The organism is Pinibacter soli (assembly GCF_029961145.1).
GTDB lineage: Bacteria > Bacteroidota > Bacteroidia > Chitinophagales > Chitinophagaceae > Pinibacter > Pinibacter soli.
Window position 1 is genome coordinate 117,755 of the sequence record NZ_JASBRG010000001.1, and the last position, 13,046, is coordinate 130,800.

At 38.3% G+C, this 13,046-nt stretch carries 9 protein-coding genes; 1 reads left to right on the plus strand and 8 read right to left on the minus strand.

Going from position 1 to position 13,046, the window contains the following annotated elements:
* Positions 1-12: 12 nt before the first annotated feature.
* From QJ048_RS00455 to QJ048_RS00490, 8 genes are all read right to left on the minus strand, one after another.
* Positions 13-1,119 (minus strand): WG repeat-containing protein, encoded by a 1,107-nt coding sequence (locus QJ048_RS00455; protein WP_282332336.1) that lies wholly within the window; start codon positions 1,117-1,119, stop codon positions 13-15.
* Between the two features lie 204 nt (positions 1,120-1,323).
* Entirely contained in the window at positions 1,324-2,001 is a 678-nt protein-coding gene (locus QJ048_RS00460) for a hypothetical protein (RefSeq protein ID WP_282332337.1), read from the minus strand.
* A 783-nt stretch (positions 2,002-2,784) separates the two neighbouring features.
* Positions 2,785-3,450: a hypothetical protein gene (locus tag QJ048_RS00465; protein WP_282332338.1), complete on the minus strand. Its 666-nt coding sequence runs from the start codon at positions 3,448-3,450 to the stop codon at positions 2,785-2,787.
* 4 nt (positions 3,451-3,454) lie between these two features.
* Positions 3,455-5,515, minus strand: coding sequence for a hypothetical protein (locus QJ048_RS00470; protein WP_282332339.1), 2,061 nt, complete (start codon positions 5,513-5,515; stop codon positions 3,455-3,457).
* An 11-nt stretch (positions 5,516-5,526) separates the two neighbouring features.
* Positions 5,527-7,005, minus strand: a complete 1,479-nt coding sequence (locus tag QJ048_RS00475) for a T9SS type A sorting domain-containing protein (RefSeq protein WP_282332341.1) — start codon at positions 7,003-7,005, stop codon at positions 5,527-5,529.
* Between the two features lie 41 nt (positions 7,006-7,046).
* Entirely contained in the window at positions 7,047-8,348 is a 1,302-nt protein-coding gene (locus tag QJ048_RS00480; protein ID WP_282332342.1) for a hypothetical protein, read from the minus strand.
* A 131-nt stretch (positions 8,349-8,479) separates the two neighbouring features.
* Positions 8,480-10,009, minus strand: coding sequence for a transglutaminase domain-containing protein (locus QJ048_RS00485; protein WP_282332343.1), 1,530 nt, complete (start codon positions 10,007-10,009; stop codon positions 8,480-8,482).
* 31 nt (positions 10,010-10,040) lie between these two features.
* Entirely contained in the window at positions 10,041-11,867 is a 1,827-nt protein-coding gene (locus QJ048_RS00490; protein ID WP_282332344.1) for an O-antigen ligase family protein, read from the minus strand.
* A gap of 532 nt (positions 11,868-12,399) precedes the next feature.
* Between QJ048_RS00490 and QJ048_RS00495 the strand changes: the two genes are divergently transcribed.
* Positions 12,400-13,038: a peroxiredoxin gene (locus tag QJ048_RS00495; protein WP_282332345.1), complete on the plus strand. Its 639-nt coding sequence runs from the start codon at positions 12,400-12,402 to the stop codon at positions 13,036-13,038.
* Positions 13,039-13,046 lie beyond the last annotated feature (8 nt).

The window sequence follows — 13,046 nt, forward strand, 5'->3', positions numbered from 1 at the left end:
ATTCAAACTGCGTTAGTCTTCCCAATATTGATTCCCCTTGCGATCTATATAGCCAAAGGTGTCATCGTTAATTTTCACAAGCGCCAGACCTCTATTAAAACTAAAAACATCAGAATACTTATAAGGTATAATCAATTTGTTAGTTAAATCAATATATCCAAACTTATCTTTGACTGCAGCATCCAGAAGCCCTTCGGACAGTCCTTGTATTTTATGGTATGTAAAAGGAATTATCGTTTTTCCTGCAGTGTCAATAATTCCCGATTTGGTTTGATCGTTTACAAAAATAGCCATTCCATTATACAGCGGACTAACTTTAACCGGCCCCTCTCTAAAAATCACTTCTCCTCTTCTATTAATACACATTGCGCTGTCTCCAATTTTTACTGTAGCAAACCCACCGCAAAAACTATCGGCAAGATCGTAGTGATTTTTTCCAACAGGGTGTCCCTTAGAGTTAATATAATACCATTTGTTATCTAGCCTGACATTGGCAATGCCTTCCGAAAAGCTTCCGGCCTGATCATATATGAAGGGAATAACGACATGTCCGCTGTGATCTATGTAACCGTATTTACTTCCAACTTTTACTTTTGCCAGCCCTTCTGAAAACGACTCGGCGGAATCATATTTACATTCAATCACTATTTTCCCTAAGCTATCCAGAAAGCCGTATTTATGATATGCGCTTACACAAAACATACCTTCCGAGACAGTATTAATCAACCAATAGGCACGATTCGTGATTGTTCTACCATGCCTGTCAATTAATGCAAATAATTCTCCAAACTGAACGACTGCTATGCCCTTCTCAAAAGGTGACACATAATCGTACTGCGGTGAAGCAATCAATTTATTTTGTAAACTAATGATACTCCATTGCCCTTGGAGAAGAACGGCAGCCCTATCTTCCTGAAAATGAAAAGGCTTATCATAGAGACATTTGACAACTTCCATTCCGGTACTATCCACCATACCCCATTTATCATAGCTGCAAACCAGTGCATGTCCGTTTTCGAAAGCATAGGCAAATTGGTATTTGCAAGCAACTACAATTTTTTTATCCGGTGTGCAGAAGCCCCACTTATCGCCTTTACGGTATGGGATAAGCGAAGGCACACTTTGGCAAAACAATGCTACAGTCTACATAAGCAACACTGCGATTAAAAACGCCTTTTTCATAAGAAGACTTTTTCTACAATGATTAATTTAATAAACTAGGTAAGTATTAATCATATATAAGTCGCCTGCGGCATTTTGAATAATACAATAATACAGAACTACCGCATTAATGTAATGCAGCAGTTCTGTAATTAGGGAATATCAATAACCATTTATTGAAGTTCTAGTTCTATAAAAATAAACATTCGAGTCAACCTTATAACGCTCTCGGCTTGGTAACTTATAGCCATTTTGCAAAAAACTAAACCCATAGAAATAAGAAAACCCAACGGGAAAGTGTTTGTAGGTTATGCCAATGACGTATGGCTCGTTGGGATATTTTACATCTGTAATTCCATGTGGAGACTTGGAAAGCTCTTTGCACCCGATACTAAGTAATGAATTAACTAAAATATCCAATTCCCTTTCTGATATTTCACCTCTTCTCAATAGTTCCTTTTTACATACAGAATCAAAAGATGATTCGGGATAATAATTAAACATTTTGTAAGGTTCTGTAGAATCTGGTGATAACCCAATATTCACATCATTATCACCTCCAATCCAAATGTTATAAGCAACCTTTGCAGAAGTTTGTTGATATAGCAACACTATTTTTTCAAGCTCATCTTTATGCTTTTTATAGAAGCGCTTAGCATTCAGATAAGAATCGCCATTTAAATAAAAAATAAACCCAATTAAAAATCCCACAGCTAGAGCAAGTAGCTTACGACGCTTATAATTTCTCAAGGCAAAATATAAAATTGCCATTATGATTATAGATACCAACAACGTGGGGAATAAATGTAAAATATCGAATAAAATTTGGGGGTAAGGCATAATTAATTATTTTGAAATTTTCAAAGTTATAACTCCAAACAATAACTTGGATATTTGGTCCCAAGTATACTTCTTTTCGGTCTTCATACCATAGTCCCAATACGTTAAGCTATAAACGCTCGGGTTAGATGAAACCTTATGAATATCTATCAGCTTTACGAAATGAGTTGCAGGGCCACTGATCACGGGATTTGTCTGCCTCAGCGTAGGGCCGTTTACAAAAAAAATGACGGTGCCTTTTGTCTTTGTTCATTCAATCAAGCTCAGACTTATTTACGTAAAAAGTCAAGTCTTTATTGATAATTCCTTCCACCTAAGTATTTATTCAGTATATACATAATTGCAGACTATAATATAGTAGAACCGGTATAAGAAATGTCAAAACGATTGATGTTATTAGAATTTTATAAATCATTGGAATTCTAATGCTGGAGAATTGTCTTTTGCGAAATATATTAATACTTCAATTTAAACTAATTACAAATGAAGCGGCGAATATCACAACTAAGACTGTATTTTGCTGTACAGTTGCTTCTGTCTGCATAGCTTCAACAGTAAACCTTAAAAGACAAAGCATTAATCCTAAAAAAAAAGCAATTATTGCAAGCTTGAATCCAATGGGCAACTTTGATTTCCAAATTTTGCTTGCGAGCCCTAATAAGTTTATTGCTAAAAAGCAAAGGCCAATGAATATCATGGTATATACAAATAAAATCATATTCACTTTTTTAAAAATTAGAACTACTGCATTAAACAAATGCAGTAGTTCTAACTTAGTTATTATTAATAGCCATTTATCGGGGAATAACGCCCCTTATAGAAATATACATTTTCACCAACCCATTGTTGCTCTGACCTTTCAATTTGGTATCCGTTTTGCACAAAGCCTAAACCATAATAATAGCAGAAAAGAAATGGGGTATGCTTATAAGTGACGCCTACAACCTGGGGATCGTCGGACGATTTTGCCCCTCGTGAGTTGTATAACTCAATATAGCCTGTTTCTAACATTAATGCGACCAAACTATCCATTTCATTTTTGTTTACCCCTGCTTTAATAAAAGCATTTTGGCATACAATATCCTCTTGTTCTTTTGAACCATATTTAAAAAATTGATAAGGACACTCCGTATTACCAATCGGCTCTATATTAAACTTGTTATTTGGGCCTAGCCATAAGTTGTAATTGACCTTTGATGAAGTGCGTTTATATAAGCTAACAACTTGTTCCAGCTCTTTTTGATGCCCTTTGTAGTAACGCTTCGCATTCAAGAAAGCGTCACCATTTAGGTAAAGCAAAACGCCTGCTATCAAACCGATGCACCAGGCTTTAATTTTACCTTTCTCCTTTTTTCTAAAAACAAAACGCAACACAATTACTATTATAATAGACAATAATAGTGTAGGCAAAAAATGCATAAAATCACACAAAAATTTTGGAGTTGACATAGTTTTACTTTTTTACTTTTAGTGTTATCACTGCATATAACAAATCACATAATTCCTTCCATGAAAGTATTCTGGGTTTAGCCTCTCTACCGTAATCCCAATAGGTTAAGTTGTACTTGCCATCCGGTAATTTATGAATGTCTACCAACTTGACGAAATGCGTACCAGAAACATTAGGAGGAGGATTTACCTCGTTTCTTAATTTAGGCCCATTTACAAATAATGTAACTGTTCCTTTGCTCTGCTGCTCTACAAAGTAATTCATACCTGTAACTTCATCATCGCGAACATTCTTAAGATCGTCGCCTCTCCAGTCAATACTATAACTTAAAAACTCTCTTGCAATGTCCTTAAACTTGTTTAGGGTAGTACCCGCCCATATCGGGGATGATTCTTTCCCCTTATCATAAAGAGTTCGATCAATATTGAGAGCTCCTTTATATTTTTTAGAAAAAACAAGAAACATTAACTGATCAGCATGATTATCATATAATGGAGCATTGCTTCCACTTTTGCATCCTTGAGGCAATGTGCCTGCTAATTCATCTATCTTATAATCTGAAAATATTTCCACCTTGTTATAAAAAGCTATTCCAGTCTGATATAAATCTATCATAAAATCTACATAACCTACTGGGTCTGTCGCCATCCATGAATTAAATAAAGCTGCTAAACCACAAAAATCGGTTCCCTTAATATTGTTTAGCGGGATGTCCGCACCCTGATTAAGCCTATCCGGATTTTTTACGTTTTCTATCAGGTTAGTCAAATACTTTTTAGGGTCTATATTTTTCCATTTATTGTTTGGCTGGTCAAACACCCATTTTCTTGCTTCTATACGTTTAAGTGCATCTTCTTTGGAAGATTGGGGTGTAGTGCCATTAGGTGTTTCTGTCCCACCACCCACACATTCGCGCTTTGCAACATCTATTTCAACCAGATATTTCAATACATTATACAAGGCCTCATTATATTTTCCAGGAGTAGTCTTCGCTTTCGTCCTATACCAAGCTGCGCGAAGCATTTGATCATAGTCTTCAGTTGACACCATGCGAGCAAAATACGGGTCATATTTGTTCAATAGCCCATAACAGTATAAAGGATCTAGAGAGCCTCTAATATGCACGTTCAAATCCTCTCCATTAAGCATACTATTCATTGTCATAAGAAATGCTGCTCGGGACAGTTGGTCGTAGTCGTTTTGTTCCAGGTTTGCTTTTAATTCGTTTGCTACATCCGGACACATCATACTAAGAATATTCAGATAGTTTGCCTGCGATATAGTAAGAGGCATCTTTATTAAAAAGAGCCTTGTAAAAGGAGTATAGTTTGAATAATTGTAAGGGCCATACAAGCTATAGTAAAAAGAGACGTCCCTCCCATAAATTTCATCGTCCGGTTCATTATCACCCCAGGGAGTTTGGGAGTTATCGCCGGGATTGTTTGCCTTATCACCCCAGGAAAAATCGGTATCAAAAAATTTATATCCGTCCTGGCCTGTCATTCCTGAACCAGAACCATCAGGATTATTAATAGACTTCCATAGCTCTTTGTACTCGTTCATAAATCTTACATTATCAGCCTGCGAGAATATTTTCGCTATTTCTTCAAACGGCCTACCCTCGTTATTGGGCAAATACACTGTAATATAGTACTCCGATCCTCCTTTGATAAAATAAAGATCTGGAAAATGAGATTCTAAATACGTAAATATGGTGGCGATAGACCCCTTGGATAATCCTTCGTTGTATTCAGAAGTTGAAGTACTGCCTACATTGCTGTTATAATTGTTATCGTCATTATCCATATAAGGATCCCAATAGCCTGGATTGTCCCTTCGAAAATCATCCGCATCTGTATAGATATTGTAATCGATATCATATTCATTTCCATGATTATTTAACCAGTCTGCTATATCATCTATGTTGTTGAGATCTCCCCACCCATAGTCATTATCCTCGTCTCCATAAGCATAAACCCGTGTGCCGCTTATTTCAAGCCGGCCTTTATTTATACATGGTATAAGCCCAAGACTTAATACCAATAGCAATATTATTTTTTTCATTTGGGTACCATCTATTGTTTTAAAATTATGGAGCTTGTAATCGCATGCTCATATCGCAGACTAATCACATACACGCCGGTGGGCACATTGAGTGGAATATTTATGTTATGCTTTCCGGCCGGCAACTGCTGCGGGTTGCCTGTGTACACTAGTTGCCCACCCGCATTGGTTATTTGCAACTGCACAGTTGTGGCTTTTGATAATGTTATGGCTGCATTAACATTATTTTCAAATGGATTTGGCCATGCCAGTAAGGTTGTGCCTTCTGGCATAACATCTTTGGTAACGGACGACGACAAAAGCAAGGAAGATTCGTCTTTTTTAGCTTCACTTCTTGTAAGCACCACATACAAGGGTCTTGCAGGCTCGTTAGACTCGGTTGAAAACTGCTGGATGTTTCCAGCCAGATAAATGGTATCTTTTTTTTGCACCAGTCTTAAACTGGCATCTTTAAAAAGAATGGGTGTTGTCTTACCACGTGTGTAGTAACTTGAGCGGTCGTACCGCATATTGTGAAAGGTTATCCCATGCTTGCCAATACTACCGTGTATAGGCACTTGCAGCGAATCTTCTTCCAGCCACAGACCAGTAAGCACTGTATCCTTATAAGCGAGCTGCAAGGCGAGCTTTCCTGTGCTTATTACATGCTGCCCGCTCCAGTCGTACTTCATAATGTAGCCTTCCCATATACCCTGTATATTATAAATAGTGGCAGGCACATGTTTTACCTGTCTGTAGGTGGATATATTATCGTCAGTTCCCGGCAACGCTTTGTGCCTTGCCGCTGCAATCCGCTGAGGAATTGAAGAAGACTCTCCGGCAACTTCTGGCTCTTTGGCTTCCAGCTCTCTTACGGCCCTTTCATAACCTAAAGCAGTAGCCTTGACCAGCCAATAGCGTGCACTATCAATATTTACGGTGGTTCCATAGCCATTGCGCAGGGCTAGCGCGAGATAATACATGCATGCAGCATCTCCTTTTTGCGCTCCCTTTTGAAAAAGCGCTACCGCTTTTTTGTAGCTCTGTTTACATCCCAGTCCCTTGTACAGCATGTAACCCTGGCCGTAATAACCAGCTTTATTGTCGGCAGTTGCTGCTTTTTCCAAACACTCGTAAGCTTGTTTGAAATCCGGTGGAGTTTTGAGTTTATAATACAACCCCAGGTTATACCACGCCGCACTATATCCCTCTTCCGCAGCCTTTTTAAACCAGCGCTCTGCTTCAACATTGTTACTGTCAACTCCTAAACCACGCTGGTATTGAATGGCCACTGCATTCATACCTTGCGCGCTACCCGCCTGCGCGCATTGCATATTCAGTTGAAAAGCTTTTGCCGGATCGTATGGATAAGTAATACCAGTTAAATAAAGCTTTGCCTTTTTTAGATTGGACGTTATTATTGAATCTTGTGCATCATCATACTTAGTTTGTGCATGCACATTAATAAGCAGCAACAAGATGCTGCTGAAAACGATTAGTATCCGTTTCATATATTCAATCCTTTTTTAATTAATGTTTATTGCGTACTGTTTTACCATTGAAAACTTCCTTGTGGTGTGTTGGAGGGATTGTTGTACTTGCGTGCAGATTTCAAAGCCTTCAATGCTGCAGGCATATGGTCATCTATACTACGCACGTTGGCTTTTTGCTTTTCTCTGTCGTAGCTATACTTGTAAGTAGCGCACGCACGTGCAATATGGTAGGAGGTTAATTGCTTTATAGTTGCCTCTTTATCATAGTTAGTGGCGAGGCCTGCAGTTTCGAGTTCCTTCCAATCACGCTGCGCATCTTGCTCCGCCTTGCTTTTGTTATTAAGCACCATTGCTTTGGCATATTGTTCTTCTGTAAGTATGCTTGGCAATACGGTACTTTCATACGGCTTGCTGTCGTACTTAGCCACCGGGTCTTTTAATGCCAGTTCATCTTTTGCTGCTTGTATGGTGGCAGCCATTACCATGATTGAATCTACCTGCGTTTCAGAAAGATTTAGGACGCTGCGAAGTTTTATTAACGTGGTTAGCTGAGATGCCGATAGTGAACCGCCGTATCTTTTTTGAGAAACTGCTATTGACGATGTGTACAGGTTTTCGATAGCGGTAATAAGGCTGTCTTTCTCTTTTGTAAACAGCGGATACATTTTATCTACGATAGCCAACTGCCGCTTTTTCTCATACACGATAGGGAACAGCGCGTCGCGGCCAGCCTTTGTAATTTTTTTACTTTTTATAAGCGGGTAAAAATATTGTTTTGCATTGCTTGTGGCTGTTTGATCTATTTCGTTACTATAAAGCTGGGCGAAATAAAGAGTGTCGGAAATCGTTTTGCGCATGGCTTCATTAAAGTTGGAGGCCCAGCCATCATCTTTATGATTGGTCAACTCTTTTTGAAAGGCTTTTTCGAGTTTGATTTTAATAATATTGTCGAGCGGTTTTATGGCTTGCAACTCTTTTGTGCGACGTTTCAAATATTCGCCGGAAGCACTGTCGCAATTGCATTGTTGAACAACTGAACCTGTGTTAATTTTTTTATACCGCTCCTTTCCAATAATTGTCATCACCGCCTGTGCGCATTCACTGCGAACCTTTTCCAATTCCTGTAATGTTTTTCCCTGCCGGGCCATTGTAAAAAGAGTGCTGTCTTCTTTCCTGTACTGCACAGCAAGCTGCAGCATTTCGCCATCTGTGAGGTTTACTTTATTCACCGCTTCATACATTTTTGTAATGACCGCTGGTGGATAGTAATTCAAAATCTTTTCGGGCAGTTGCTGTTGGGTTTGAGCGAATGATGGCGCAGTAGATAAGCACGCAATGAAGCCAAAGAATAGTTTTTTCATAAACTTCTTTTAGTAGTGAATAAATTAAAATGATGGTAAGAGATGGACGGCTACTAAAAGGAGGGCAAGAAGAACTATTGCTAATTCATATATTGAGTCATTCAGCTATTCAATAATTGGTTACTCAACTGTTACCACCACTCTCTATCTCCATTATCGGAAATAGTAAATGGCCTTTCTTTCTTTTGACTGTATTCAGGAACAAGTAACAGCAGGGCATTGCGTGGCACTTTTTCAAATACCAGCGATTTTTGTTCTGCATTGACTGTTGTTTCTGCTATCGATGTCCATTTATTGTTCCAGTAAAAAAGTTTGTATTTCTTTCCCTGTCTGAACACCAGGTATTTATCCTGTTCATAAACTGAAATTGAACGTAAGTTGGCAGTATCAGGCTTAAGCAAAAGCGTTGTATTACTATTGTTTACCGCTATTGGCCAGCCAACTGGCTTCATTTTTTTATTTTCATAACTCATTGGTAAAAACACAGCACCTTTACACATGTCGGTAAATACCACCTGATTGTTATTTACGTTTCCCCACCAGGCCGGTGTCCAATTAAGAAAATTTAATACGCATGCGTAGGCCACTTTAGGCATTGAAGCAGCGGGAAATAATGATAGCTTCACATCTCCCGTTGCCCAATATTCCCTTGTCACATCAACATAGTTGGCCTTTCGCAAAATGCCCGGAGGTATCAGATTTGTATCAATAAAAGAAGCGAGAGCTGAAGCTTGTTTTGAATAAGTTGTCCGCAGAACCTTTGCTGGCTCTCTCGGCAACTTATCGAACATTGTCGCAGTATTCGACACATCAAAACTCAGAGGTTTATTATCGTCTAACGTCTCATTTAAAAAATGCTTTCCTGATGATGTTGCCCAACACACAATGTTATCAATAGTTGCAGGCATTCCTTGTGATCTTAACATAAACACGTTCAAATCTGCAATATCCTCACATGGGCCCTTTTTGCGGGTCAGTAGTTGCAGAGCACCTAAGCGAGGTAAAGGCTCTTTCCTTTCTTCTATGCTGTAGGTATTAGTAAACCATTGATAGCAACTTTTTGCTATCACCGCGATTTTATCTTTGCCGGCCTTACTTGCAAGGCTATCGTTATTTATCCATTCAAATTTTTCGCGATAAACTTTGCGCCAGTCTTGCAGAGGTTCTACACTTATCCGGTACGGCAAAATATATTCGCAGAAATCTTCAAAACAAATTTTCTGTCTTGGTGTTTTTCTCCAAATATCAAACGCAGCTTCAACATTATTGATTAAATACGAAGACGCTATTGTGTCTATATCATAATATTTAACCTGTACAGGATGCAGGCCAGGATGTACTTTTCTCAATTCTTCAAAGGCTTTTAGAGCTGTAGAAAAATCTGAATAGGAACGCTCATTAAACACAACCTTTTCTTCATTACTATTTGCCCAGTAATAATCTACTGAATAATGTATATCCATATTTGCAATGAGAAAATAGATTGCTTTTAATTTTAACGTATCTCCCGTTGCCGAAAAATATTCTATCGCTTTTTTAAGTTCTGTTTTATTCTTTCCAGCCTTGCTCAACACTATTTGCACATCGTTTGGATATGACAGTTGAGCAAACGATGCTGCCGATACGATCAATATCAGACCGGTTAAAATCAACTTCTTCATAATGCAATTGAGGTTAAAAGGTGTACGAAATTTATTTATGTTGTTGAATCACTATTTTATAAGCCGGACGAGCCGTATCAGTTTGCTGAACGAGCGAATATGTTTTTAGCAATTCACTAGCAGCTTGTTTATACCGTTCCGCATTGGCAGATATTCCTCTCGGTTTCATTTGTAGTACGGTCCGCGCCATCTGGCTGGCCTTTGCATGGCTTCCGATTTCTTTATACAACTCCATAAGCCCCACAACCGGCTCCATTTTATAGGGCTCCAAATTGCATGCGTCATTGAATTTTTGTTCTGCAGCATTATATTGTTTGAGTTGAGCGTGAATGCGAGCTGCCTGCAAGTACAAACCCGGGTCGGGAGTCAGGGAAATAGCTTTTTCTATAGCTGACAAACTTTGAGTGTAGTTATGATTTTCACACAGCAGCCTGGCATAGGTTTTCCAAAAAAGGGATTCATTGCTTAACTCATTTTCTAAGAAAGTCATTTTAAGCAATGTGTCATTCCTTTTTTGAGTAAAAGCCAGTCTGTTTATTTCTTGCAGGCTGTTATATTCTCTAGCGAGCTTCCACTGCCTTGCACCAAACAGTAACCCAATCATAAAAAGTGCTCCACAAGTAATTCTTCTGAATATCGACAGGTTGTTAATCTTTTGAACTGGATCAACAATATAAATGGTAAGATATATAACCAGTAAGCACATAACCGGGATGGCTTGCACTGTAAAATTTGCAATACTCATCACAAAAAATCCAGCTATGCCCGCATATGCAGCAATACCAACTGTATTTGTTTTTGAAGGCGGTTTTATAAGCACCGACAGCAACATCGCAATAAACAGCAGAGCAGCGACAAAACCACCCTCTACAAAATTCTGCAACGGCTCACAATACGCCATCCGAATGTATGAAGCAATTTGTTTTTCACTGTTCGTTGCAATGCCACTGTCAAAATAAGAGGCTTGATATAAATTATAATTACGTTCAAATGTTCCCAACCCATGTCCTGTAAAAGCTTGCTCCATTCCCAGACTTACGCATAGTTTCCAAATCAGCAGGCGTCCTGCAGTGGAATTTTCCTTCTCGTAATACCCTCCAACAACGACCAGCGCCAACATTAAGGAGCACAGCACAACTGAAGCAATTCTTTTCTTGCAACTAAGTTTTCCTATTTTTTGAAACAATGAATATCGGTAAGCGAAAATAATGCCTATAACTACTCCAGCCGCAAGCAATGCCGCCCGGCATTGCAGTAAAAGCAATGCAACAAATAAAAAAACGGTTGCCGCAAAACTTATATATCTATAGTTTTTTCCTTCATGCCACAAAGCGGTATAACAAATGGCGGGTAGCGACATTGCTAAAAACATTGCCGTCACATTGGGATTTACCCATGTACCTGTAACACTAAAAAATTTATTGAAAGGCTTGACAAAGCCGACCAACTGTAGAAAACAAATAACACATTCTGCAACTGCAAACAAACTTGCAATTAAAAATATCATTGATGGTCTGAGCCTATCAATCCCGAATAACAGAACTAATGATACGAATAAAAATAAATGAGCAAGAAAATATGCATGATCCAGATTAACTGAAAAATGACACAGCAGGGGCTGCAAAAGATAAAATATTATCCAGCCCAAAAACAATCCTGTTGTCAATCGCTTTTGCTTATCAATTAAAGGGACTTTTTTTGAAATAAAAATTACCGCTAATGTTAGAAGTACTAGTAATGTAACAGTTATTGTATAACAAAAATAGGCCGTCAGTGTCGGGCTTAAAAAAGTGCCTGAATTAGCAAGGGACCCACAAATAATTGTCGCTACCAGGAGCGTAGAAAAAATTCTATCCATAATCAATAAAACATAAAGACAGCTACAATAAACTGTTTCAATATTCGCATATACATAACAGTTATACATATTCGCGAACATATGCGTTCGCAACATGCACCGGCATGCATACGCATAGCAACATTCTGTAGCCATCGATGAATTAAGAAATAGTAAAAAAGAAATTATGTATGGATGAATACTATTTAGAGAAGAATTCTCCTGAGAGCAGTTCATTCATACGGCACACAATCAGCAAATAAGTTGAGTATTGGGATATGAAACTAATGGAGTAAAACGAGTCTGTAGCAAATACAAATCTCGTCTTGTTAATAGCTTGCCAATGTATTGTTAACAGCTTGCTAATCAAATTTATACTATTTTTTCATTTTTCAAAAAAATGGGCACCTTTTTTTCTAACTATCTTTAATGGCGAATAATCATAGAACACACTCATTGAGTGAAAAAAACCAACGATTAATCCACCTTTTTAGTAGAGAAATAATATCTTCGTACTCAACTTTATAAACAATAATCAATAAACTATCTAACTATGAGCTTACGTTTGGGCGATGCTGCTCCTAATTTTAAAGCAGTTACTACTGAAGGTGAAATAGATTTTTACGAATATCTTGGCAATAGCTGGGGTATCCTTTTTTCTCATCCTGCTGACTACACTCCGGTTTGTACAACAGAGCTTGGCAAAACTGCGTTGCTGAAAAGTGAGTTTGATAAACGTAATGTAAAAGTTCTTGCTGTAAGTGTTGACCCAATTGAAAAACACCACGGCTGGAAAAAAGATATCAACGAAACTCAAAATTGTTCGGTTGAGTTTCCAATCATCGCTGATGAAGACAAAACTGTAGCTAATCTTTACGGCATGATTCATCCTAACGCTTCTGAAACTTTTACGGTGCGTTCTTTGTTTGTTATCGGACCAGATAAGAAAGTTAAATTGACTTTGACTTATCCAGCTTCAACAGGTAGAAACTTCGTTGAAGTTCTGCGTGTAATTGATTCTCTTCAGTTGACAGCAAATCACAGCGTGGCAACTCCTGCTGACTGGAAACACGGTGAAAGAGTAATCGTTGTTCCTGCAATTTCTACAGAAGACGCGATCAAAAAATTCCCTAAAGGTGTTGAGGTTGTAAAACCATACTTGCGTTATACGCCGCAACCAAACCTGGATTAATTGAAAAT